Source organism: Cohnella boryungensis (genome assembly GCF_042651945.1).
Lineage (GTDB): Bacteria > Bacillota > Bacilli > Paenibacillales > Paenibacillaceae > Cohnella > Cohnella boryungensis.
On the sequence record NZ_JBHSED010000023.1, the window covers coordinates 91,593 to 115,187 of the forward strand.

The window sequence follows — 23,595 nt, forward strand, 5'->3', positions numbered from 1 at the left end:
TGTGGTTCGGATGTGATGTTACTTCACCGCGCCTTGGGTGAATCCGTTATAGATGTATTTCTGCAAGGCAAGGAAGGCGACGGTCGTCGGGATGATGATGATCATGACGGCCGCACAGATCGTTTCCCAATGCGAACCGAAAGGTCCTTTAAAGGCGAACAATGAAGTCGAGATCGTTCGAAGGGCCGGATCGGGCATGTAAAGAAACGGAATGTAGAAGTCGTTGTAGATGCCGATGCCCTTGATAATCATCATCGTCACGATCGCCGGCGCCAGCAGCGGGAAGATGATCTTGGTGAAAATCTTGAAGTAGGAAGCGCCGTCCAGCATGGCCGATTCGTCCAGCTGCTTCGAGATGTTGTCCATAAACTGGATGAAGATATAGATCCCGATGATGTCCGTTCCCATGTACAGGATAATTGCGGAACCCATCGTGTTGAACAAGCCGAGCGCGTGCACGATTTTGAACAGAATGACCTGGGTTGTAACTCCCGGAATCAAGGCGGCGAACAAGAAGGCGGCCATGATGGCGGTGCGGGACACGAAGGTGAAGCGCTGCAGCACATAAGCGATCATCGTCCCGATCACCATATTGCCCGCAAGCGCGACGGCCATGATGATGAGGGTGTTCTTGAAGCCGATCAGCATTTTGCCTTTCACGAAGGCGGTTTTGTAGTTTTCAAGGTTGAACCAGTTCTCAGGGGGAGTGAGCGAGCTTGTTCCCATATACTCCTGAGAGGTCTTGAAGGAAGCGAACAGCACGACGACAAGCGGTGCCAGAGCGCAGAACGCGCCGATAATCAAGGTGAGATACTTGAACGTGGACGACGAGGCGTATTTCAGCTTATACATCCTTTTTCTCCTCCTTAATAACCAGCTTCTGGATGACTGTTACGAGAATGACAATCAGGAAGAGCAAGACCGCCATCGCCGAGCCCATGCCGTACTTGTTGTACCGGAAAGTCGTTGTGACCGTCTGAATGACGAACGTGTTGCTGCCGTTAGCCCCTCCGGTCATGATATATGGAATTTCGAACGGGGCAACCGAACCGCTGATGGACAGGATAAGCGTAATGGCAACGATTCTCCGAATGCTGGGCAGAATGATGTACCGGAATTGGTGCCAACGGTTGGCGCCGTCGATTTCAGCCGCTTCGTACAGATCCCCGGGCACCGAGGAGATGGCCCCGAGCAGCAAAATGAAGTTAAAGCCCAAGTACCGCCATACGGATGCGCCGACCAGGGAGAAATTGATGATTTCGGGATTGAGCAGCCATTTCGGCGGATTGGTAACGCCCAGGAAGCTGAGAATGGAATCCAGTGTGCCTTCGGGCCGGAAGAAGAACAGGAAAATCAGACCTACGGCGACGCTGTTGATCATGCTGGGGAAGAACAGCACGCCTTTCATGAAATTCCTGCCCCGTACCGCGAAACTGAGCACCGTCGCGAAATACAATGCAATGGCGAGCTGTACGAAGCTTCCGAAGAAGTAATAAATGCTGTTAACAAAGCCTTCATAATATCTTTCGTCCGTGAAGATCGTCTTGAAGTTGTCCAGGCCTACCCAATTGTAGTCGGGCGATAATCCGTTCCAATCCGTGAAGGCGTATCGGAACATCCCGATGACGGGCAAGTAGCCGAAGGTCAGCAACAACAGAATCGGTATGGCCGAAAAAGAGAAAATGATGAGGATTCTTTGAGACTTATAGCTGAGATTCGATAACTTGAGCATTCCCGTACCTCCGCTGCCCTTTTAATGTAAGAAAGACTTAGGGGAAAGCACGAATGCACTTTCCCCTAAGAGTCGTTTGCGCCGTATCGGATTATTTCTTGTATTTATCCGGGATCAGCTTCTCCCGGGATTTGTTCCATCTCTTGTCAAGGTCGTTCATGATATCGTCGAAGCTGTCCTTGCGGTTGCCGATCGCAGCTTCGATCAGCCGTTTCTTGAAGTCGGGATTGTGAATGCCGACCTCGGAGTCGTTGTCGATCTGAGTGCCCATACCGTTCAGGTCGTCCGGCCCCGGCGTGGAAAGCTCCATCGTCACGCCAAGCTCTTGGAAGCCTTTGAGCAGCTCGGGAATTTGCAATTTACCATCCGCACCGAATTTGGCGCTGAAGCCGCCTTGGTATTTGGTAGAGTAGTCGGATTCGTCTACGACCCAGTGAATGAATGCGTTGGCCGCTTCTTTGTTTTTGCTGTGCACGTTGATCGACCAGTTGTAGTCGGCTGCCAGAGGCGCGGACAGCTTGGCTGCGTTCGTCGGGAACGGCATGTAGCCGATATCGTCCGGATTCGGACCTGCGCCCTGCATTTGCGTGATCGCCCAGGAGCCCAGCACCATCGTGCCGATCTCGCCGCGGTTGATCATGCCCTTGGAGGATTCCCAGTCGGTGGTCGTCGGGTCGGCCTCGATCAGGCCTTGATTCGCCACGTCGTACATCAGCTTGAAAATATCGTTATACGGCTTGCCGGCCGCCCATGGGTTCGGGTCCTCAAGCAGGCCGATGTTCGGATAGTTCGGATCGCCGGAAGCGGGCTGCAGGTAATCCGCCCACTGGCTCAGCGTCCAGTCGTCCTTGTAGTTCGTGTACAACGGAATGGCGTCCGTGTTGTCCTTGATTTTATGCATCGCTTCCAGGAATTCGGCTGGCGTTTTCGGCATTTGCGTAACGCCGGCATCGTTGAACACTTTTTTGTTATATACGATACCCAAGGTATTGATCGCCATAGGAATGCCGTAATATTTGCCTTCGAAGCGGTGAGCGTCGATCTGGGAGTACTTCGTCTTATCGGCTTCGTAATCGCCCAGCGGCTCGAAGAAGTTAGGATAGTCCTTCGGCTCGATATTGTTCGGAATGAGCAATACATCGCCGTAATCTTCCGTGTTCATGCGGATTTTGATATTGTTCTCATATTCTTGGACAGCTTCCCATTTGACCTTGACGTCCGGGTAAACCTTATTGAACTCATCGGTAAATTCGCCTTGCAGCGTATCTACAATGTCGGTGCGCTGCGTAAGTACGGTAATGGAGCCGCTAATCTTGTTCTCCGACGCCGGAGCGCTCTCGGAGGCGGAAGGCGACGAATTGCTGGCAGAAGGCGACGGGCTGCTTTCGTTTTTGTTGTTGCCCCCGCATCCTGCAAGTAAGCTGCCGAGAAGAACGAGAACCAGGGTGACTGAAAATAAAGGTTTCTTCACTTACGATTTCCCCCTTAATTTAGCTAATCGATTAGGTTACAACGTGAGTATAAGATGTCAGCGCTTTCAAGTCAATTATTTTTGCGAAAAAAAATCGGCCGCGCTCCCTGTGGGGGAGGCGGCCGACAAGCGGTTCCGGGTGTTATCGCAAATCCTTGACGGAGTCCCGGTAGACGATCTTGCCTTTAATGGCTACCCGTCCTTGGCTGGAATTCCGATTCTTGAGCTTTTCCACGATCATCGAGACGGCGGTCTTGGACATTTCCGCCATGTTGACCTCCACCGTCGTTAAGTTCGGATCGGCAAGCCCTGCGTAGATGTCGTTGTCGAACCCGACAACCGAGCAATCCTCGGGGACGTTGACCCCTTTGCGTCGAAGCAGGGAGATGAGATAGAAGGCGATCTGATCGCAGTTGCAGACGAAGGCGGACGGCATGCGCGCAGGCAGCGTCATGTCGATATACTGGCCGTTCTCGTCGCGGTCATTCACCAGATAATCGCTGTCGACTTGAATTCCGTGCTCCAGGATAGATTTGTAATACCCCAGATAACGATCAAGGATGCTGCTGGTCGCGTGGATATTGCCTACGAAAGCGATATCCCGGTGACCGAGCCGGATGAGGTAGTTGGTCAGATCGTACATGCCGTAGAAATTGTCCGTAATGACGCAGTCGACATCGGGCTGATCGGTGTAGAAATCAAGAAACACGATCGGGGTATCCGTCTGCAGAAACATATCGATATAGCTGCGCCTCACCTGGCCCAGGATGATGAAGCCGTCGACTTTTTTCTCCAGATAGACGCGCGGCAGGATCAGGTTGTCCTCGTCCTCCATGCTCAGGATGTGCATAATCCCGGAGTAGCTATGCTCGTCCATGCTTTTGGCCAAGTCTTGATAGAAGCGCATGTAGAAGCCTTGGGTGACGTCGGTGAATCGTTCCGGAATAATAATGCCGATGTTATAGGATAAGCCGTCCTTCATCGACTTGGCAGCGGCGTTCAGGCGGTAGCCCATATCGATGGCGGCTTCTTTGATTTTCTTGCGGAGGTCCTCGCCTACGCCTTCTTTATCGTTGATGGCTTTGGACACGGTAACGCTGCTTACTCCGAGCTTGTCGGCGATGTCGCGCATTGTAACGCTTTGCTTCATCGGTTGATTAACCTCCGGTTAATGGCGGATTGTCGACTTATGCAAGTAAAGTAAAGTTATATTTTAGTTTATCGATTAGGTTACAAAACAAAAGGGCATAAGCTAACATTACCGGGGGGAGTTGACGTTTGTCAATTAGAATACCGCGGGCGCGGCAAAAAAGCGAAGACCGGAACGCCCCGTTCAAGGTGTTCCGGCCTTCGGGTCAGGCTTGAGAAGTTCGTTTGCGATCGAGGATCGCAACTCCGATTCGAAGGAGAGTCATTCCGGCGAACAGGATGGCTGTGCACAGATACAGCGACTTGGCCCATATATATTGCGAATCCGTTCCCAGCATGAGCCCGTGCGTCAATGCCAGAGCAAAGCAGGGGAAGGCAAGGAAATGAATAAGCCGCCATGTTTTCCTTCCTAGCTTATGGATAAAATCCGTGGACAGGAGCAACGCAAGCAGGCAATAGAAGGAGAGCGTACCGAGACCGGTCAGAACGGGGTGGGAGTGAGCCGTGAACGGAATGAGCAGCCCCGTGGCGCTATAATTGACATAATTGTCGAACAGCAGCACGGCTCCATGAACCAGTCCGAACAGGAAGCCGAACCAGCCGCTGGATTGATGCACCGTAAGCAGGATGGACTTGGAGCGCCCGTTCAACATTTTCAAGCTGGACATCATCCCGGTCATAACGGACGCGAACAGCAGCAGGTAAGCGGTCAAGCCCGCCGCCCGCGTCGTCGCCCAGATTCCGAGCCATTCAAGAAATCCGTTCATGAGAGCCCGCCCCCTTCCAGCGATACCGGGCCAGATTCCCGCAATGGATAAGCGAGCCGTTACGGGTCATGCCTATTGCCGCACACTCGGGATGGCGAGCTTCCAGCCAGCGCGTCCCGGCTTCCGAGCCCAGAATCAGAACGCATTTTGCGAAAACCTCCGCCTCGACCGGATGGGGAGCGAGCAGGGTCACCTGGACCAGATCGGAGCTGGAGGAGGTTCCGCTGCGCGGATCGAGCAGATGGTGATGCCATTGCCCGGAATCGTCCGCCCACCGCCGCTTCATCGCGCTGCTCGTCGCGACGCCCATCGTTCCTTGCAGCCGGAGCGTCAGCAGATCCGGACCTTCGCCATTCGGATTACCGATGCCGACCTCCCAGCCTTCGTCAGGCGTTCCCCAGAACGCAATGTCTCCTCCCGCGGAGATGGCCCCGGCAGGAAGGTCTTCTCTCTGCAGCATTAGCGACAGCTGGTGAGCGCTCCAGCCCTTGGCGATGCCTCCCAGATCGACGGACGCGCCGGGCCGAAGCCTTATGCTCTTCATGGCCGGGTCAAGTAAGCAAGGCGTGCCCTCCAATCCGGCCCCAAGGAGCGGCTCGCTGCGCTTGGCTTCGCCGAGACATTCGAAGGATTCCGAGTAGCCTAGCCGTTCGAGGCGAGCTCCCAAATAAGGGTTGAACAGGCCTTCGGTTGTCCGGTAATAACGGTCGGCTTCCTCAACAACCTGATAGAGCAAGGCCGAGGCGACGAACGGATTTCCATTCGCCGCGTTAAGCGAGCTTAATTCGCTTTGCGGCAGAAACCGACTTAGGTTGCGCTCCACGAACGCAAACCAGCTTTCCGATTTGGTTCTGCAGCGGGCAGGCAGGCCCAAGGTGACAATATTCGAATTCATCGCTCGAAATGCATGCATAACACGGCCTCCTTTCCTATGAAGCGTGAGTTCTCATCTTGCCGGAGGATCTGGATTGGGGGGCGCTTGGCGCGTTGGCATCGCCTTGATCGGTTTGCCCGTCTTGCTCGAATCCATAGCTGCGTATGCCGCCCATATTGCGATCCTGCTCTCTCCATTGGCGCTCGATTCCGTCCTCGCCAGTCACGGTCTCCGAAGAAGCGGCTACGGGCGTATCCGTACCCGCATTCGCTTTATCTCCGGCCATCAGCCCGACAAAACCTGTGAATAGCGCTGCGCCGGACAAGCCGACAAACCATTTCGTCCATTTGTTGCTCGCCATAAGTATCCTCCTTTTGGCTTCCGTCAGGATGTTGTCCTTATTCTGAACCCCGGATCTTAATCTGATATGAAGCTTAGCTTAAAATTGCCTGATTACGGATGAAGCAGGAGAACCGCAACGCTTCCCGTCCGCTTTGCAAACGGCGAAAAAGTAAAGATCATGGAGAATAGGCGTGAATCCCGGAGCAAATGCCTTTCTTTTTACATCAAACAGAATAATCTGAATATTTAGTTTTATTGAAAGTCAGGCTATAATAAAGACAGCAACACCACTCCTCCTCAAGCATCACGGAGTAAGCTTCACAGCTTCGATTGTCCTGCTTCGGGCGAACCTGAGGTGACCAAACGGCGACCCAGCGCAATCGGGTCGGTCCGGCTCACCCCCAATCACGAATCGCTTGAACTGAGCAATAAATCCGACAGGCAGAAGGGAGTATCATCCGATGACGTAGCGCGAGGCGAAGCGTGCCAGCATACCTCCCGGCATGCGGGTATCCAGGTAAGCGATTGAACGAGAACGCGAAAGTGAACGTGAATGGTTACATGCCAAGCATGTTCGAGTAAAAAATCTGAATGAGCGCATGCGGCGCATGTATCGGAGGTTCAATAAAAACAAATGAATAGTCGGTTATCGCAAGGCTAGCCCCGGTCATGGTCATCCATGGACGGGGCTTTGGCATGTAAAACGGGACCCAAATAATAAAGAAATAATACGTACCCCTCATACAATGTGAAATAAATCACATACATACGTCGGGTTATCGTTTACACTTAAGGTGCAAGATAAACGATAGGAGTGATTACAATGGAAACCCAAAACCTGTTTACCGTAAACTACCTTAAGTTCTGCTATACGTGCCAGGACGCTCACCAATGCGATACGGAAGGCAAATGCGTCGCTTGTTGGGAGGAAAAGGGACTGTTGAACAAGGAAGCGAAAGTGGAACTGACAACAGAGGAGCTTCTGAGACAATATGCGGATTAGCGCGATAGGCCCCACAGACAAAAAATGAGCCGCCCGGCATTCAGGGGGCTCATTTTTTGTTTGTTTCTACTACCAATTGGATTAAAATGGAGTCATACGGTTTCCTAGACGGAAGGGGGAGCAGAGGATACCTAAAGATTCTACAAAGCGTGATCGGAAAGGTCCCTACTCGAAAGGGGCTTCTTCTGCCAATCGCTCGTCTCAAGCGGGAACGCCAGCCATCGGCAATCAGGATGCGCTCGGCTTGATTCGGAGTCTCCCCCCCTCCGCTACGCCTTCTCCTGATAGGTTTCATGTCAGTGCGGGAGGGAATCACTATGAGCTGCCACAGGTGGAGCTGCTGCAGGGATTCAATCGCGAACTGAAATCCGCTTATGCCCATGCGCCCAGTTCCAGCGATAAAGACCGATTTCCCCACTTGAACTCCAAAGGAAAGAAGGGGAGACGCCGTGCGTTGCTCAAGGCTCCTTCCGACCGCGCGGCATTGGTAGCGGAAACGAAGGAGCTGGGACACGGTCACAGATACGCGCAGCTGGAAGCAGAGCTAGATGCAGAGCTGGATACAGGGCTGGATGGAGAATCTTTAGCGAAGCCTTCGGAGACCTACCCGATCGGAAGAATACAAAACCCGACAAGGCCTGCTCTATGGAAGGAGCAGCATTACTATGATGCGGGAGGCAGCTTTACTCCGTATCCGAGAGAGGCCGAGCATCTCGAAAGCTTGGCCGCCGACGGAAAATCGACGAAGGATGTGTGGCAAGCTCTGGATGCGGTTAATCGCGGGCAAAGACCGTCAGAAGCATTTAGAGCGCACGAGCAGTCGCTGATGTCAGTCCCGACAATCACCAATATCTCCGAGGTTCAGCGTTCGCCGCTTATGGGCGCGGGCGCGAATCTGGAAATGGCCAATCAGGCGCACGCCTTGGGAGAAGCCGCATCCTTCCAAAGCGCTTTCGGTTATACGGAGGAGCGCGCGAGACCCAGCAGAAAAAAAGCGTCTCCAACTGCGACAAAAAAGAAAGCAAAGCCCTCGCGCAAACCAAAGCCCTTGCTGGTTAACATGCCGGGATCGATTCACTCCACGGGCTCGGGAGCGGTTCACCAGTTCGAAGCGGTAGAGAAAGCCATCGAGAGCGGGGACATCTCCGATGCGGCTGTACGGGGGGAAGTAAAACGCGCTCCCAGAGGAAGCAATGTAGCTGAAGCTCGCGATCTGGCCGTCGGTAAGAAGGATGCCTTGCTGAAAACCTTTGGCGATCGCCTGCAGATGACAGATATCCGCAAAGCTCAAGAGATCGAGGGAGATGGGGGCAGGGAGGCGGCTACGCTGATGCGTTTGCAATCCGGCCTGCGCAGAAATACGATGACTCAGATGGGGCTGCTGCCCTACAGTCTCAGAACGCTGGCCAAACGGGAATCGGACGCCAGTGCGAGCAAGCATGGACTTCCAGTGCCAGGATCGAGCTCCTCGGAAGAAGCTGTTGAAGGGGAAACCGAGATGAGCGGGGAGGATTAAGGGAGGATAAGAAATTGCCTAAATCAAATAAAAAAGGAGGCCGGGCGAAGGCCTCGGCCTCCTCGAGCTCCGGCGCGGTCGTGAGCAATGCGCAAGACATGCAGCAAGGGAATCAGGACACGCTGCGGATGATTCAGACTCGTCCGGCGACCTCCGCGCCCGGGCCGAATACGTTTCAAGTCAGCGCCGGCGGATTTGACTATCAGCTGCCGCAATTGGATCTCCTGCAGGAATTCAATCGAGGGCTGCAGTCCGCATACGCTAATACGGTCAGCTCCAGCGACCAGGAGCAGCTTCCTCATTTAAACGCCCAGACGCCGGATGGGCGACGTCTCGCGACGCTGATGGAGCCCTCCGATCGCGCAGCGCTGGTGAAGGAAGCGCAGGATCAGAGACGCGGCCACAAGTACCTGAAGCTGGAAGCGCCTTCCTCATCGAATTCACAGGAAAACTTCAAGCTCGGCAGACTTCAAAATCCGCCGATGAAAGGGTCTGCGAAGGAGCAGCATTTTTACGATGAAAGCGGCAGCTTCACTCCGTATCCGAGAGAGGCCGATCATCTGGAGGAGCTGACTACCGGCGGGAAAACCAGGAAGGATGTATGGAAGGCGCTGGATGCGGTCAACCGCGGAGAGAAGCCTCCAAATGGCTTTGAAGCACATGAGCAGTTGCTGATGTCGGTTCCGACGATTACCAACATCTCCGAGGTTCAGCGGTCTCCGTTAATGGGCGCCAGCACCAATCTGGAAATCGCCAATCAGGCGCATTCCACGGGCGCCTCCGCGTCCTTCAGCAGCGCTTTTGGAACCTCGGAGGAGCGCAAGCTGGACACTAAAAGAAAGAGAAATTCAAAGAAGGACGATTCAGAAGCAGAAAATGCTACTAAAAAGAAGAAAAAAGAGCAAGTGACGTTTAACCTGCCTGGAACTCTTAGCTCCACGGGCACGGGTGCGGTCCATCAATTCGATGCTGTAGAAAATTCGATCATGAACAGGGAGCTATCCGATTACGCGGTGAAGAAAAAGGTCAAGCGCGGACCCGAAGGCGCTAAGGTGGCCGAAGCTCGCAACTTGGCCGTTTTCAAGAAAAACGCGCTGCTGAGTACCTATAGTGAGAGGCTGAAAATGACGGACATCGAACGGGCTCAGAACGAGACGAGCGCGGAGGCGCGGGAAGAGGCTACGCTGATGCGTCTGCGATCCGGACTTAGAAGGAATTCGATGCCTCAGATGGGGCTGCTGCGAACCGGGTTAAGAACGCTGGAGAAACAGACCGCTTCACCCAGCGGCGTCAGCAACGCCGATGTTCGGAGTCCTCTAGACGATGCCGAGAACGACTTGGATGAAACCTACGATCCGACCATGGACGTGCAGGAAGAGGAAGAGTCCGAGGATGAAAGCGAATGGGCGAAACATGTAGATGATGAAATTGAAGATGATGAAATTGAAGATGAGGAAACGCAATAAAGCGTACATAGACACAGCATAGACACAGCATAGACAGAGCAACCCCCGAGCGGCCGCATACGCCGCTTCGGGGGTTGTTCTTTAATATTGCAGCTTGATTCGCAGGAGCTTATCGTTAATCGTCGTCCGCGTGTAGTCCTCCATTGTGTAGCTCATTCCGGCGACGCCCGTCTGCGCGTTTAAGGCCTTCTTCAGATCGGACTTCACCGTGCCTCCCCGCGTATACCGAACGACAAGCTCGTTCTCGCGGCTGTCTGCAGCCCTGCGGATACGGTCGGTCAGATCGGAGACGCTGGTCACCGTATAAGCGTCCTCCAGGAAGGAGAAGCCAAGCGTGCCGTACAGCTTGCGGTAAAATTCCGCTTTGGAGGAGGGCTTGGCGCCGAGGGCCTTGAGCGCTTGCCCGTAATCGGCGGTCGCTGCCGGATACGAAGCGGACGCCTTCCAGTGATGGTCCTTGCGAAGCTGCGCGTCCGTGAGATTGTAGTAGTTGTAGTAGGCTTTGCCGGCCATGTCCGGCACCGGATCATCCCAGGTCGTGTCCAGGTGGTACCATTGCCCGGCGATCTGCACGAGATTCCAGGTATGCGCTCGGCCGCGCGAGGTTCCCTCTACGATTTTCACCGGTATGCCCGCTTGCTTCATCATTTCGTACGTAAGCAGAGCGTAGCCCTGACAGACGGTTTTGCCGTTCATCAGTCCGTCGTAGGCAGAATGCGAGATAAGCTGCGTATCGTAGGAAAGATTGGTCACAATCCAGTCGTGAATCGCTTTTTCTTTCTCATGGTCGTTCATCGAAGGAGTCAGAATCCGCTTTAACGCCCGGGCGACTTGCCGCTTCACCTCTGCGCTTTGCGCTAACGTCTCCCAATAGGTGAAGCTGAAGGCGATGGTGGCGGTGTCTCCCTTAAGCGTCGCCTTGTAGCCATAGGTTTTGACGACGTAGTGCAAATAGTCGTCCGTACGAATCGCCTTCTCCAGCGTATCCTTCACCGTTTGCTTCAGCGTGGAGGCTTTGCCGGTGAATTTAAGCTGCAGCGAGCTTTTGCGCTCTTTAAGCGCGTTAACGATGTCCTGCTGCATTCGGGCCTCGGAGACAGCCCCGTCGGCGGCAAGCGCGGACGGGAAGGGGCCGCAGCCTGCCGTGAGCAAGAGGAGGAGCGAGGCGGCAATCATCGTGAATACCCGTGTTCTCATAGTCGTCTTCCTCTCTCGTCCTGCCATATGGCTCTGTCATGGCTTTTCCTAATCGTAATATAGCATACCCGTCGTCTTTTTCGAAGACGGATAAGAAGAAAGGAATGCGGCGAAGGCCGGAGCGAGGCGCGCGCCCGGGTTGACTCGCCGTTTCATGACTTAGCGTTGCCGCCAAATTTTGCGGTAAGCGAGCGGGGTTGACGTCTCCCGACTGCGAAACAGGCTGATGAAGTGGCTCACATTGTCCACGCCGACGCCCGCGGCGATCTCGGCCACGGGCATATCCGTGAAGCGGAGCAGCTCCTTGGCGCGATTAATGCGGACCGTAATTAAATATTCATTCGGAGAAAAGCCGGTATAGCGCTTGAACTCCTTCGAGAGATGGTATTTATCGACGGAGAAGGCGGCCGACACGCCGTCCAAGGTGAGCCTCTCGCCATACTGCCGGTCGTAATGCTTCATGACGTCCCGGATCAGCGTCGGAATGCCGGGGGCGGAGGAAGCCTCGCGGTTATGCACGGTCAACAGCAGCTCGGTCAGCAGATCGACGATCAGCCTGGAGCCGGACAGCTCGGTTTGGAACGTTTTTCCCTGATAGAGCTCGACGATTTCCTCCAGAATGGCCGGAATGCCCGATTGTGCGGATAGAGAGACGACCGGACTGCCGCAGGCGGAGAAGCGATCATAGTACCCCGGAGAGGAGCTGCCGTTATAGTGGACCCACAGCATCTCCCAAAGCTCGCCCGGATCGGTGTAGTAATACTGGTATTTTCGACAATCGATAAAGAAGAGCTGGCCGGGAGTCAGCGTATAGCGTTTATCCCCGTAATTGAGATATCCCCTGCCATTCGTCGTATAGACGACCAAGTACGAGTCCAGATGCTCACGCTCCGTGTAATAGGAAGACATCGTACGGAAGCGGCCGGTTTCCTGCACGTAATAGAGCGATGCTTTGGCGAATGCGGACGGCGTGACCATCGTGCGAATCGAGTCTCCCGTCCAGTCATGAGAGGCTTTCTCTCGGTAGCTCGGCATAAGGCTTCATCTCCAAGATTGTGTCATTATTAGCCAAGATCGTTGGATGTCAGATTGATTGAAAGCATTTACAATCGGAATACAACCATTATTCCATACGTACAAGAGGTGGTAAATATGTCTTTCCTGCAAGCGATCAAGCCGCCGCGCAAGGCGCGAATCGGCTTGTACAGCGTCGGGCTGCGCGCATACTGGGAGCAATTTCCCGGTCTGCGGGAGCGGCTGGAGGAATACGGGAAGTTCATCGAGCGGCGAATGTCCCAGTGGGGAGAGATTTACAATTACGGGCTGGTCGATACCGAGACGGAAGGGCGCAAAGCCGGAGAGTGGCTGAACGCGAGCGGCGTGGATCTCGTATTCTGCCACGCGGCGACATACGCGACGAGCGCGACGGTGCTGCCGGTTCATCAAATCTGTCCTGCGCCGACCGTGTTTCTTAACCTTCAGCCGACCGACCGAATTCACTACGACAAGACGACGACGGGAGAGTGGCTGGCGCACTGCGGAGCTTGTCCGGTACCGGAATTCGCCAACGCCTTCAATCGCGCCGGTCTGCCTTTTCGTGTGATCAACGGCATGCTCGGACTCGATTACACTCCGGCGATTTCCTTGACGAACGAGAAGACGAGCGAGAAGGCGGAGGCGCTTCGCGCCTGGCGCGAGATCGAGGAATGGGTACGCGCCGCAGCCGTTCCTCGCACGCTGAAGCATAGCCGATTCGGATTTCTGGGCAACACCTACAGCGGTATGCTGGACATGTACAGCGACTTTACGATGATTCAAGCCCAGACGGGCTTGCACGTGGAGGTGCTGGAGATGTGCGATCTCGACCGGATGCTGAAGAGCGTAACCGAGCGCGAGGTGCGGGAGCAATTGAATGCCGTCAACGAAATGTTCCGAATCAGCGGCGATTCGCCTTCCGACCCGATTGCCAGGAATCCCGGCGAGGAACAGCTCGATTGGTCGTGCCGGGTTGCGGCGGCGCAAGAAAAGCTCGTTAGGGAATTCGATCTTGACGCGCTGTGCTATTATTACCATGGAGCGCCGGGAGGGGAATACGAGAAGCTGCAGGGCGGCTTTATCGTAGGGCACTCCCTGCTGACCGCCAGAGGCATCCCGTGCGCGGGAGAAGGAGACCTCAAGACGGCTGTAGCCATGAAAATTTGCGATATTCTCGGAACCGGAGGCAGCTTCTCGGAGATTGTCGTCGTTGATTACGTCGACGGCACAATTTTGCTGGGACATGATGGGCCTTTTCACATTGCCATCTCCGAGGGAAAGCCCGTTCTGAGAGGCATGGGCTTGTATCACGGCAAACAGGGAACGGGCGTATCCGTCGAAGCGAAGGTGAAGACCGGGCCGATCACGACGCTTAACGTTACCCAGACCGGGGACGGGAAGCTGAAGCTCATCGTCAGCGAAGCCGAATCGACGGACGGTCCGATCATGAAGATCGGCAATACGCAGACCCCCGTGAAGTTCCGAATGCACCCTGACGACTACATGGAGCGCTGGTTCGCAGAGGCCCCTACCCATCATTGCGCCATGTCGATCGGCCATAACGGCTCTTTGCTGACCAAGGTCGGGCAACTCATGCGCATTCATTCCGTTACGCTATAAATCATAAACGGGCTTAATATTCGACGAGGTTGGAAGAGAGGGAAAGCTTGTGTATCGAGCGCTGTCCATTTTCCTTGCTTTATCGTTGCTGCTCCTCGGCTGCCGCTCGGGGGCGGCCGAGGGCTATGAGCTCATCTATTCCATGGAGCCCGGGACTTCCCCGGCGGCTCCCGCGGCAACGGATTCTTCGACTGGAACGGACGGGGCTGCGCCCCGATACAGAATCGCTTTGGTGCCTAAAGGCGTTGGCATCGATTATTTCGAGTACGCGGCGGAAGGGGCGAGGGAAGCGGCGGCGGATTTGGGCATCGAGCTGATCTACCAAGGACCGGCCAGCGCCGATGCGGACCTGCAGATGAATACCGTGAAGCAGCTGATCGATCTCAAGGTCGATCTTATTGCCATTTCCGCCAACGATCCGGTCAAGCTGGTTCCGGTTCTGAGGAAGGCGATGGAGCAAGGGATCAAGGTCATTACCTGGGATGCGGATACCCAGGAGGAGGGGCGGCAGTTTTTCGTCAATATGGTCGAGCCGGAAATGCTGGGAAGACATCTGCTGGATACGCTGGCCTTGACGATGGGCGAGAAGGGCAAGTTCGCGATTATGACCAGCTCGTTCGCCGCGGCCAACAATAACGAATGGCTGGCCTGGATCAAGGTTCAACAGAGAGATTACTATCCCGATCTGGAGCTTGTGCAAACGGTTACAACGGGAGACGATCTGAACCGGGCTTATGAGGCGGCGGCTAGGCTGCTGGCCGATTATCCGGACTTGAACGGAATAATCGGCAATTCCTCCGTCGGTCCGCCAAGCGCGGCCAAAGCCGTGAAGGAGGCAGGGAAGGCGGGGCGGGTCAAGGTCGTCGGCTTGTCCGGTCCCAACCAGATGAGGCCTCATCTTCTGGACGGCTCGGCGCAGATGTCCACCCTGTGGAGCCCGAAGAAGCTGGGTTATCTTACGGTGATGCTCGCGAACGATTTACTGAACGGGAAGCTGCCCAAGGACGGAGAAGCCGTCTCGGGCGTAGGGAACATACGGGTGAACGGGGATATGGTGATCATGGGCGAGCCGCTTGATTTCACGGCGGAGAACGTAGGTCAATATGATTTTTAAGAAGCGTCGGCTGGGCTTCAACTTCCGGGATTACCCTATCGCATACAAGCTGATCGTCACCTACGGTCTGCTTACAGTGCTTCCGCTGCTGCTTCTCGTCTATATCGCTTACACGCAGTACGCCAGATCGGTCGAGGACCAGATCGGAGAATATATGCCGAGGTTTCTGTACCAGGCGAACGCCGACATCGAGAAGCATATCGACGAGCTGACGACGTTGCCCGATATGTTGTTTAATTCGGAGGCGATTCTGGCCATCCTGCGGCGGGAGTCCTATGAGCGGACATCGGACTTCAACCGGGATCAATACACGCTGAATAGCTACTTGGCCCGTACGTATACGAGCGGCAGGAATGCCGACGTGCTAGGCGTATTCGTCATTTCCAACGACAGGCTGTTCTACAGCGCCAAATCGGGTTTTCTGGAGCAGGATTGGAGCGAGCGGCTCGGAGCCTACGTCACGAAGGCGAAGACTACGGGAAGCCAGGCCCGAATGCTCCTGCCCGATGAGCTCGGCTTGAGCTTCGAGAGCCGCGTACCCTCCTTGTTCATCCTCAAGCCCATCAGCGACAATGACAATCGTAAAAATCTGGGTACGATGCTCATTGCGGTCGATCTGACCTTCATCGACAGCATCGTGCGCAACTTCGAGCGCAACGAACGGGCTGCGTTGTGGGTGATGGCCTCGTCCGGCAAAGTAATTTACCATACGGATCATAAGAGAATCGGAACGATAGACGAGGACAAGGCGCGCTACCCGACGCTGAACGGCAGCTTCCGCACAAGCTCCGCAGGACCCCCCAAACTAGTCAGCGTCAATCAGTCGGCCGAACGGGGATGGATTCTTGTCCATAGCATCCCTCTGAAGGATTTGACCGAGCGAACGGACCTGGTCCGCAATGTCGCCGTCTTCGTCATCATCGGGGTCATTATCGTAACCTCTATCATTGCCGTCGTCATTTCGTACAACATAACCCGGCCCTTGAAGAAGCTCAGCGGGCTGATGAAGTCGGTCGAGATGGGGGATTTTCAAGTCGATCTCAAGGTGCAAAGCGGCGACGAGGTAGGCAATCTGGCGCGCAGCTTCAACTCGATGATCGCGACGATCCGGGATCTGATTCAGAAAAACTATCAAATCGAAATCAGGCAGAAGGACGCCGAGCTGTACGCGCTCCAATCCCAGATCAATCCCCATTTCATGTACAACACGCTGGAGACGATCGGCATGGCCGTCGAAGAAGGGGATAACGAGCAGGTCGTGGATATGGTTACGCTGCTGGGACGCATGCTGCGCTTCTCCGTATCGAGCCAGTCCAAGTCCGTGACCGTTGCGGAGGAAATGCAGCACGTCAGGGATTATCTGACGATCCAGAAGTTTCGGTTCGAGGAAAGAATTCGTTTCGAGATCGTTCAGGTGATGGACGACGAGGATCTTCATACCTTGTACAGTCCGAAATTCATTTTGCAGCCGATTGTGGAGAACGCCATCAAGTACGGTCTGGAGACACGCAAGGCGCTGGATATCCACATCGCGGCGAGCCAGGAATTCGTGGCGCGTTCGGGCAAGAGGGACATTGTGTTCCGAATTCGCGACAACGGCCCGGGCATCCCGGCGGAACGCTTGGACGAGATGGAGCAGACGCTCAAGAAGGTCGGCTTCGAAGGCCGGAGCGCGCACTTTGGCCTGATCAACGTCAATGCGCGAATCGTCATGATGCACGGCCCGGATTACGGGCTGCAGTTGCACAGTATCGTTGGAAAGGGGACGGAGGTCATCATCCGCATCCCCATGATCCGAGGGGAGGGGAATGCGAATGCAGCCGATCAGAACGTTAATCGTGGATGACGAAGCCAGAATTCGGCGCGGCATCGAGCGGCTCGTACGCTCTTGCGGCGACGGCTGGGAGGTCGTAGCGACTGCGAGCGACGGCAAGGAGGCGCTGGAGTATTTTCACGAGACGGGCGGAGCGGTCGACCTGTTGATTACGGACGTGAAGATGCCGGAGTTGGACGGTCTGAGCTTGATTCGGGAAGCGAAGCAAAGCTATTCCTTCTATCCGCTGCTTGTCAGCGGATACGATGATTTCCGGTATCTTCAGACCGCCTTGAGAGAGGGGGCGCTCGATTATCTGCTCAAGCCGGTCGACCGCGAGCAATTTCGCACGAGGCTGTCGGAGATCCGCGCGATTATCTCGGATGGCCGTTATCAGACCCATAAGCGGGGAGAGATGGAACGGGAGGCGGAGAAGCTGCGGAAATCGCGGCAAATACAGACGCTGAGCTACATCACCTCCATGGACATCGATTTGGCCTCGCTGGGCTACTGGGTGGAGGATTTCCCCAAGGGGGATTTCGTGCTGCTCTCGGTCCGCATGGATACGATGCCGGTTAAGACGAGAAGCTACAAGGCCAGCGACTGGAAGGCTTACTTCTACGCGTTGGAAAATATTATGGTCGAAGTGCTGGAGCAGCAATTCGGGCAAGCCGACCGGCAGTGCTGGTGCTGGCGCGGGGGAGAGGCCGAATTCTGGATGCTGCTCTTCAGCTCCGATGACGAGCTGTGCTGGGCAACGGCCGTATACGAATTGGCGGCGAAAATTCGCTCCTCGATCCAGACCTACACGCCTTTCTCCGTATCCGTCGCTTACGGCGATCCGATTGAGGATCTTTATTTGCTGACCGAAGCGAAACGGCAGGCTGTCTCTCTGATGAACTACCGCTTCGTCAGCGGAGGCAATCGGATATTCCGGCCGGAGGACGTCGGAATGCATGAGGTTCCTTCGAGCGCGTTCGATCAAGAACTATCGGCCGCGGCCCGGAAGCTTAAGCGCGCAGTTGAACAGGGGAATGCGCGGGAAGCGGCTGAAGAGCTCAGGCTGCTATTCGAGCTGTTTGGTCGGATAGAGTCGCCTTCTCAATTGCAGACAGCGGTGCGGAACGCGATTATCCTGCTTCATTCGGCGGGAATAGAGAGCAGAAGAGACGGGGCGAGTCTGCCCTCGATCGAAGAGGAGCTGCAGAATGCGGAACGGTCCGCCAATATGCAAGAGGTGAAGCAGCGCATTAAAGGCATGGTTGAGCAAGTGATCGCGGCTATTCGCCGGGCGCGGGAAAGCGAGAGCCGGAAGCCGATCGAGCATGCCAAAGGCTGGATTGCGGAGCATCTCGACCAGGAGATTACGATTAAGCGGATTGCCGATCAGGTGTACATGAACCCGACGTATTTCAGCGAATACTTCAAGCTTCATACGGGGGAGACGATGCTGGATTACTTGACAAGGCAACGGATGGAACGGGCGCAGGAGCTATTGGCCGACCCCGCGTTGAGAATCCAGGACGTCTGCGGCCTGATCGGATATCAGGACGTAAAATATTTCAGCCGCTTGTTCAAGCAGTGGACAGGACAGACCCCGTCGAAATATCGCGAGCCGTTGTTCGGGCAGAGAGGCGGGGAAGACGATGAGCGGAAGTCGTAAGTTCGCCTGGACATGGGCGGTCAAACCCGAGTGTCTCGAAGAGTATGTGGCGATTCACAAGGAGCCTTGGCCGGAGATGATGGCGGAGCATTCCCGCGCGGGCATTCGGAACTATTCGATCTTTCAGAACGGCCGCCAGTTTTTTTATTGCTTTGAGTGCGAGGACGTGGAGAAGGCTTTTGCGGTTCTGGCCGAGAGCGACGTCTGCCAACGTTGGAACGCGATAACCTCCAGGATGATAGAGGGCTCCTTCGATTTGAGAGAAGCGGAGCCGATTCGTCCGCTTGGCGAAATCTTTTACTTGAAGTAGCCGGTACGGCGCGAGAATTGCGCATAAGGACGATAGGCAGGGCGCCCGCGGGCATCCTGCCTGTTCGCGTTGTCCGCTTGAACTGCGGAGTTCTAGCCTCGCTCGGCATGCGGTTAGTTCGCCAAAGTCGAACTAAAGCGCGCCATGGGCCCGCCGAGCAGCCAATTAGTTACGCAAAGCCGAACTACAGCGCGCCAAAGCCCCGCCAAGCCTCCGATTAGTTACGCAAAGTCGAACTAGAGCACGCCAAAGCCCCGCCAAGCCTCCGATTAGTTACGCAAAGCCGAACTACAGCGCGCCAAAGCCCCGCCAAGCCTCCGATTAGTTACGCAAAGCCGAACTACAGAGAGCCAGAGCCCCGCCGAGCAGCCAATTAGTTACGCAAAGCCGAACTACAGCGAGCCAAAGCCCCGCCAAGCCTCCGATTAGTTACGCAAAGTCGAACTAAAGCGCGCCAGAGCCCCGCCGAGTAGCCAATTAGTTGCGCAAAGCCGAACTACAGCGAGCCAAAGCCCCGCCAAGCCTCCGATTAGTTACGCAAAGTTGAACTACAGCGAGCCAGAGCCCCGCCGAGCAGCCAATTAGTTACGCAAAGCCGAACTACAGCGAGCCAGAGCCCCGCCGAGCAGCCAATTAGTTGCGCAAAGCCGAACTACAGCCAGCCAAAGCCCCGCCAAGCCTCCGATTAGTTACGCAAAGTCGAACTAAAGCACGCCAAAGCCCCCAGAGGTATCTCAGCTGCTCAAGCAGCCTTTTTTTGCCGATCATGATCCGAAGTTTATCCCCCATACCTGAATAATGTCTCCTATGGAGCTCCTCCTTCGGCCTGTAAGCTTATAGCTACATAGAGCGCCAGCTAGAGGGAGGAGTCGGGGAATGGCAGAGGCCGAATACGTATTGGAGCTTAAAGGCATCACGAAAATATTCCCGGGAGTCAGAGCGCTGGATGACGTCTATTTCAAGCTGAGACCGGGCGAAATTCACGCTTTGATGGGCGAGAACGGCGCAGGCAAATCGACCTTCATCAAAGTCATTACCGGCGTGCACGCGCCGGAAGAAGGTGAAATGTTTCTGAACGGGAGGAAGGTCGCTTTCGGCCATCCGACGGATGCGCAGAAAGCCGGGATTGCGGCCATCTATCAGCACGTGACGAGCTATCCGGATTTAAGCGTGACGGAAAACATATTTATGGGTCACGAGAAAATACAAAAAACGACGAGACGGATTCGTTGGCGCGACATGCACGAGGAAGCGGGACGGTTGCTGAAGGAGCTGCGAGCGAGCTTTAGTCCGAAAACGCTGATGGGCGCGCTAAGCGTGGCCGAGCAGCAAATCGTCGAAATTGCGAAAGCGCTCTCGGTGGATGCCAAAATTATTATTATGGACGAACCGACAGCCGCACTGACGAAAAACGAGAGCGAGGAGCTGTACCGGATTACGGAACGTCTGCGGGACAACGGGGCTTCGATTATTTTCATCTCGCATCGCTTTGAGGATATGTATCGGCTGGCCGGCAAGGTGACGGTATTTCGGGATTCGAAGTACATCGGCACCTGGAATGTCGACGAAATTTCGAACCCGGACCTGATCATCGCGATGGTGGGCCGGGAAATTTCGCAGCTGTTTCCCAAGAAGGAGGCGCAGATCGGAGAGGAACTGCTTCGACTGGAGGGGCTGGGCCGAACGGGGTATTTCGCCGACGTCTCCTTCACGCTAAGAAGAGGCGAAATATTAGGGCTAACCGGTCTTGTCGGCGCGGGACGAACAGAGGTCTGCGAGACGCTCTTCGGGGTGGCGAAGCCGGACAAGGGAAAGATCATGTTCAAGGGCAAGGAGCTTCAGGTAAGAAGTCCAAAGGACGCTATGCGTCAAGGCATCGGCTATTTGCCGGAGGATCGGCAGAAACAGGGACTGGTGCTGCAATGGGATATCGGGCGCAACATCACGCTTTCCGCGCTTCAGAAGTTCGTCCGCAGCGGCATGCTGGACACGCGCAAGGAGCTGGACACCGCCAAGCGGCTGGCAGAGAAGGTTGGCGTGAAGGCGAAAAGCGTCTTTGACTTGGCTGGCTCTCTGTCCGGGGGCAATCAGCAGAAGGTGGTGTTCGCCAAGCTGCTGACGGGAGAGCTTGACGTGCTGATTCTCGACGAGCCGACCAAGGGGGTGGATGTCGGGGCGAAATCCGCGATCTATGAAATGATCAGCGATCTTGCCTGCGCGGGATACGGCATACTGCTCGTGTCTTCGGAGATGCCCGAGATGATCGGAATGTGCGACAGGGTCGCGGTCATGAGAGAAGGCCGAATTACGGCGATTCTCGACCGCCAGGGCCTGACGCAAGAAGCCATCCTTGCGGCTTCTATGGATGATACGAAATCGACGTCTGAGACGGGCGGGCAAAGGCGGGCTGAGGCATGAAGAGAAAAGGGATGAATCCCGCAGCCGAATCGGCGGCGCTGTCGGTTGCGCATGCCGGGCAAGAAAAAACCTCCATGTCGATTAGCGCGTATATCGCGAGGTTCAGGGAATTGGGGCTGTTGGCGTTTATTGTATTGCTATCCCTTGGCGTGCAGCTGCGCAACCCGAGCTTCCTGACTTGGGAGAACATCAGCGATATTGCCACGAACACGGCTATTCTCAGCATTCTCGCCGTGGGCATGATGCTCGTTATCATTACGCGCGGCATTGATCTGTCTATCGGGGCGACGCTGGCGTTATCGGGCATGATTGCAGCGCTCACCGTAAGCCACTATCCGGGCCTGCATCCTCTGCTCGCCGTCGGACTGGGTATCGGTATCGGCCTTGCATGCGGCATCGTTATTGGATTTCTGGTCTCGTGGGTGAACATCCTGCCGATTATCGCCACCTTGGGCATGATGAACGTCTTCCGGGGGCTGACCTTCGAGACGAGCGGAGGGAAATGGGTGAGCGCCCATCAGATGCCGGCAAGCTTTAAGGGCATTGCGACGGGATCGCTGCTGGGGATCAACAATCTCATTCTGATTGCGATCGCTATCTACCTCATCGCTTATTATTTCGTCAGCCATACGCGGACGGGACGCAGAATTTACGCGGTCGGCAGCAACCCAGGCTCCGCAGAGATCAGCGGCATTCGTTCCGGCAGAATCCTGTGGCTGGTCTACTCGATTATGGGGGGACTGTCCGGGCTGGCCGGCGTTCTGTGGGTGTCCAAATTCGCATCCGCTCAAGGAGACACGGCTTCGGGCTACGAGCTTAGCGTCATCGCGGCCTGCGTGCTGGGCGGCGTAAGCATTGCGGGCGGGGTGGGGAAAATCTCCGGGATTGTACTCGGCTCCATTCTGCTGGGCATCTTGAACAACGCACTGCCAATGATCAACGTATCGCCGTTCTGGCAAAACTTCATTCAAGGCGCGATCATCCTCATAGCCGTGCTGGTTAACGCTCTGGTGAAACGGGGGATCGACCGCAACAACCTGATGAGGAGGAAAATATAAGCCATGGAACAGAGACTGATTGCCAACAAGAAGGAATGGACGCTGAAGGGCTTTTTCTTCCAATGGGAGTGGCTGCTGGTCCTTCTCCTTGCAGCCGTCTTCGTCATGAACTCGAATCTGTCCGACTACTTTCTTGATTCCGCGAATCTGCGAGACGCGACGATGGGTTTTTTGGACAAAGCTTTTATCGTCCTGCCGATGGTATTCATCATTCTGCTTGGGGACATCGATATTTCCGTCGGCTCGATTGTCGCCTTATGCTCGGTCATTATGGCCGATCTGTACAATCACGGGCTTCCGATGGAGTGGGCCATGCTGGTCTGCCTTGCGGTAGGCACGCTGTCCGGGTGGATTAACGGCTTGCTGATCGTGAAATACAAGGAGCTGTCGGCGGTCATCGTTACGCTGGCGACCATGATCATCTATCGGGGGATAGCCTATATCCTCTTGGAGGATCAGGCCTCCGGCAAATTTCCGAGCTGGTTTAAATTTCTGGGATGGGGTTACGTCGGCGGCATTCCGTTTATTCTCATTGCCTTCGTCTTCTTCGCGGTTGTCTTCTGGCTGCTGCTTCACAAGACCCTCTTCGGAAGAATCTTGTATGCGATGGGCAATAATGCGACGGCCGCCCGGTTCTCCGGCATTCAGGTCGACCGAATCAAGCTTGTCGTCTTTACGCTGGCCGGTGTGATGTCGGCGATTACGGCGCTGTTCCTGACCTCCAGAATGGGCAGCACGCGTCCGAATATCGCGATGGGCTACGAGCTCGAAGTGATCGCGATGGTCGTGCTCGGGGGGATCAGCACAGCCGGGGGGAAGGGCCGAATGATCGGAGCGATTCTTGCGGTGTTCCTGATCGGTTTCCTGCGGTACGGCCTCGGTCTTGTGAACGTCTCCGCGCAGATGCTTCTTATCGTCTTGGGCCTGCTGCTGATCCTCTCCGTAGCGATTCCTCAGCTGAAGCAGCGATTCGCCTCCGGGCGCAAGAAGTGACCGAAACGCGCTACATGACGGCTCACAGCCGTTTTGTATAGATTCAAGCTCAGA

General features: G+C 55.3%; 20 protein-coding genes. 11 read left to right on the top strand and 9 right to left on the bottom strand.

Annotation, left to right across the window (positions count from 1 at the left end):
- Window positions 1–18: 18 nt before the first annotated feature.
- The 7 genes from ACFO1S_RS13405 to ACFO1S_RS13435 form a co-directional block, all read right to left on the bottom strand.
- Window positions 19–852 carry a carbohydrate ABC transporter permease gene (locus ACFO1S_RS13405; protein ID WP_204604856.1) on the bottom strand — a complete coding sequence of 278 codons (834 nt, stop codon included), beginning with the start codon at window positions 850–852 and terminating at the stop codon, window positions 19–21.
- On the bottom strand, window positions 845–1,732 hold the full coding sequence (locus ACFO1S_RS13410) for a carbohydrate ABC transporter permease (protein WP_204604855.1): 888 nt from the start codon (window positions 1,730–1,732) through the stop codon (window positions 845–847). The genes ACFO1S_RS13405 and ACFO1S_RS13410 overlap by 8 nt, the downstream gene beginning before the upstream one ends.
- Window positions 1,733–1,823: 91 nt before the next feature.
- Window positions 1,824–3,203, bottom strand: coding sequence for an ABC transporter substrate-binding protein (locus ACFO1S_RS13415; RefSeq protein ID WP_204604854.1), 1,380 nt, complete (start codon window positions 3,201–3,203; stop codon window positions 1,824–1,826).
- Between the two features lie 142 nt (window positions 3,204–3,345).
- Window positions 3,346–4,353 (bottom strand): substrate-binding domain-containing protein, encoded by a 1,008-nt coding sequence (locus tag ACFO1S_RS13420; RefSeq protein WP_204604853.1) that lies wholly within the window; start codon window positions 4,351–4,353, stop codon window positions 3,346–3,348.
- A 205-nt stretch (window positions 4,354–4,558) separates the two neighbouring features.
- A complete protein-coding gene (locus tag ACFO1S_RS13425) occupies window positions 4,559–5,119 on the bottom strand; it encodes a ferric reductase-like transmembrane domain-containing protein (protein WP_204604852.1) in 561 nt (186 codons plus the stop codon).
- Window positions 5,103–6,032, bottom strand: coding sequence for an FAD:protein FMN transferase (locus ACFO1S_RS13430; RefSeq protein WP_204604851.1), 930 nt, complete (start codon window positions 6,030–6,032; stop codon window positions 5,103–5,105). Before ACFO1S_RS13430 ends, ACFO1S_RS13425 begins: the two co-directional genes overlap by 17 nt.
- 16 nt (window positions 6,033–6,048) lie before the next feature.
- Complete coding sequence (locus tag ACFO1S_RS13435) at window positions 6,049–6,354, bottom strand: hypothetical protein (RefSeq protein WP_204604850.1); 306 nt, start codon at window positions 6,352–6,354, stop codon at window positions 6,049–6,051.
- Window positions 6,355–7,158: 804 nt separating this feature from the next.
- Between ACFO1S_RS13435 and ACFO1S_RS13440 the strand changes: the two genes are divergently transcribed.
- The 3 genes from ACFO1S_RS13440 to ACFO1S_RS13450 all read left to right on the top strand — a co-directional run bounded on the left by ACFO1S_RS13440 (window position 7,159) and on the right by ACFO1S_RS13450 (window position 10,320).
- Complete coding sequence (locus ACFO1S_RS13440) at window positions 7,159–7,338, top strand: hypothetical protein (RefSeq protein ID WP_204604849.1); 180 nt, start codon at window positions 7,159–7,161, stop codon at window positions 7,336–7,338.
- A 244-nt stretch (window positions 7,339–7,582) separates the two neighbouring features.
- On the top strand, window positions 7,583–8,854 hold the full coding sequence (locus ACFO1S_RS13445) for a beta/alpha barrel domain-containing protein (protein WP_378126929.1): 1,272 nt from the start codon (window positions 7,583–7,585) through the stop codon (window positions 8,852–8,854).
- Between the two features lie 14 nt (window positions 8,855–8,868).
- Window positions 8,869–10,320, top strand: coding sequence for a hypothetical protein (locus tag ACFO1S_RS13450; RefSeq protein WP_204604847.1), 1,452 nt, complete (start codon window positions 8,869–8,871; stop codon window positions 10,318–10,320).
- Between the two features lie 81 nt (window positions 10,321–10,401).
- Here the strand turns inward: ACFO1S_RS13450 and ACFO1S_RS13455 are convergent, their stop codons facing one another.
- Together ACFO1S_RS13455 and ACFO1S_RS13460 are read right to left on the bottom strand one after the other, a co-directional pair.
- Complete coding sequence (locus tag ACFO1S_RS13455; protein WP_204604846.1) at window positions 10,402–11,517, bottom strand: transglutaminase domain-containing protein; 1,116 nt, start codon at window positions 11,515–11,517, stop codon at window positions 10,402–10,404.
- 159 nt (window positions 11,518–11,676) lie between these two features.
- Entirely contained in the window at window positions 11,677–12,552 is an 876-nt protein-coding gene (locus ACFO1S_RS13460; RefSeq protein ID WP_204604845.1) for an AraC family transcriptional regulator, read from the bottom strand.
- A gap of 117 nt (window positions 12,553–12,669) precedes the next feature.
- Here ACFO1S_RS13460 and ACFO1S_RS13465 point away from each other — a divergent pair, with 117 nt between their 5' ends.
- The 8 genes from ACFO1S_RS13465 to ACFO1S_RS13500 all read left to right on the top strand — a co-directional run bounded on the left by ACFO1S_RS13465 (window position 12,670) and on the right by ACFO1S_RS13500 (window position 23,541).
- Window positions 12,670–14,172: an L-arabinose isomerase family protein gene (locus ACFO1S_RS13465; RefSeq protein WP_378126932.1), complete on the top strand. Its 1,503-nt coding sequence runs from the start codon at window positions 12,670–12,672 to the stop codon at window positions 14,170–14,172.
- Between the two features lie 49 nt (window positions 14,173–14,221).
- Entirely contained in the window at window positions 14,222–15,286 is a 1,065-nt protein-coding gene (locus tag ACFO1S_RS13470; protein WP_378126934.1) for an autoinducer 2 ABC transporter substrate-binding protein, read from the top strand.
- On the top strand, window positions 15,276–17,132 hold the full coding sequence (locus tag ACFO1S_RS13475) for a cache domain-containing sensor histidine kinase (RefSeq protein ID WP_204604844.1): 1,857 nt from the start codon (window positions 15,276–15,278) through the stop codon (window positions 17,130–17,132). The genes ACFO1S_RS13470 and ACFO1S_RS13475 overlap by 11 nt, the downstream gene beginning before the upstream one ends.
- The gene (locus ACFO1S_RS13480) at window positions 17,101–18,762 is read left to right on the top strand and encodes a response regulator transcription factor (protein ID WP_204604843.1); all 1,662 of its coding nucleotides are present in this window, start codon (window positions 17,101–17,103) and stop codon (window positions 18,760–18,762) included. Before ACFO1S_RS13475 ends, ACFO1S_RS13480 begins: the two co-directional genes overlap by 32 nt.
- A complete protein-coding gene (locus ACFO1S_RS13485) occupies window positions 18,746–19,072 on the top strand; it encodes an L-rhamnose mutarotase (protein ID WP_204604842.1) in 327 nt (108 codons plus the stop codon). The genes ACFO1S_RS13480 and ACFO1S_RS13485 overlap by 17 nt, the downstream gene beginning before the upstream one ends.
- Before the next feature lie 876 nt (window positions 19,073–19,948).
- The gene (locus ACFO1S_RS13490; RefSeq protein ID WP_204604841.1) at window positions 19,949–21,490 is read left to right on the top strand and encodes a sugar ABC transporter ATP-binding protein; all 1,542 of its coding nucleotides are present in this window, start codon (window positions 19,949–19,951) and stop codon (window positions 21,488–21,490) included.
- Complete coding sequence (locus ACFO1S_RS13495) at window positions 21,487–22,548, top strand: ABC transporter permease (protein WP_378126937.1); 1,062 nt, start codon at window positions 21,487–21,489, stop codon at window positions 22,546–22,548. Before ACFO1S_RS13490 ends, ACFO1S_RS13495 begins: the two co-directional genes overlap by 4 nt.
- Before the next feature lie 3 nt (window positions 22,549–22,551).
- On the top strand, window positions 22,552–23,541 hold the full coding sequence (locus tag ACFO1S_RS13500) for an ABC transporter permease (RefSeq protein WP_204604840.1): 990 nt from the start codon (window positions 22,552–22,554) through the stop codon (window positions 23,539–23,541).
- The last annotated feature ends 54 nt before the right edge of the window (window positions 23,542–23,595 follow it).

Bases quoted from the DNA above. Each gene is read 5' to 3' on its own strand.
- ACFO1S_RS13405 (WP_204604856.1), bottom strand. From the start codon at position 852: ATGTATAAGCTGAAATACGCCTCGTCGTCCACGTTCAAGTATCTCACC.
- ACFO1S_RS13410 (WP_204604855.1), bottom strand. From the start codon at position 1,732: ATGCTCAAGTTATCGAATCTCAGCTATAAGTCTCAAAGAATCCTCATC.
- ACFO1S_RS13420 (WP_204604853.1), bottom strand. From the start codon at position 4,353: ATGAAGCAAAGCGTTACAATGCGCGACATCGCCGACAAGCTCGGAGTA.
- ACFO1S_RS13425 (WP_204604852.1), bottom strand. From the start codon at position 5,119: ATGAACGGATTTCTTGAATGGCTCGGAATCTGGGCGACGACGCGGGCG.
- ACFO1S_RS13430 (WP_204604851.1), bottom strand. From the start codon at position 6,032: ATGCATGCATTTCGAGCGATGAATTCGAATATTGTCACCTTGGGCCTG.
- ACFO1S_RS13435 (WP_204604850.1), bottom strand. From the start codon at position 6,354: ATGGCGAGCAACAAATGGACGAAATGGTTTGTCGGCTTGTCCGGCGCA.
- ACFO1S_RS13440 (WP_204604849.1), top strand. From the start codon at position 7,159: ATGGAAACCCAAAACCTGTTTACCGTAAACTACCTTAAGTTCTGCTAT.
- ACFO1S_RS13455 (WP_204604846.1), bottom strand. From the start codon at position 11,517: ATGAGAACACGGGTATTCACGATGATTGCCGCCTCGCTCCTCCTCTTG.
- ACFO1S_RS13460 (WP_204604845.1), bottom strand. From the start codon at position 12,552: ATGCCGAGCTACCGAGAGAAAGCCTCTCATGACTGGACGGGAGACTCG.
- ACFO1S_RS13465 (WP_378126932.1), top strand. From the start codon at position 12,670: ATGTCTTTCCTGCAAGCGATCAAGCCGCCGCGCAAGGCGCGAATCGGC.
- ACFO1S_RS13475 (WP_204604844.1), top strand. From the start codon at position 15,276: ATGATTTTTAAGAAGCGTCGGCTGGGCTTCAACTTCCGGGATTACCCT.
- ACFO1S_RS13480 (WP_204604843.1), top strand. From the start codon at position 17,101: ATGCAGCCGATCAGAACGTTAATCGTGGATGACGAAGCCAGAATTCGG.
- ACFO1S_RS13485 (WP_204604842.1), top strand. From the start codon at position 18,746: ATGAGCGGAAGTCGTAAGTTCGCCTGGACATGGGCGGTCAAACCCGAG.
- ACFO1S_RS13490 (WP_204604841.1), top strand. From the start codon at position 19,949: ATGGCAGAGGCCGAATACGTATTGGAGCTTAAAGGCATCACGAAAATA.
- ACFO1S_RS13495 (WP_378126937.1), top strand. From the start codon at position 21,487: ATGAAGAGAAAAGGGATGAATCCCGCAGCCGAATCGGCGGCGCTGTCG.
- ACFO1S_RS13500 (WP_204604840.1), top strand. From the start codon at position 22,552: ATGGAACAGAGACTGATTGCCAACAAGAAGGAATGGACGCTGAAGGGC.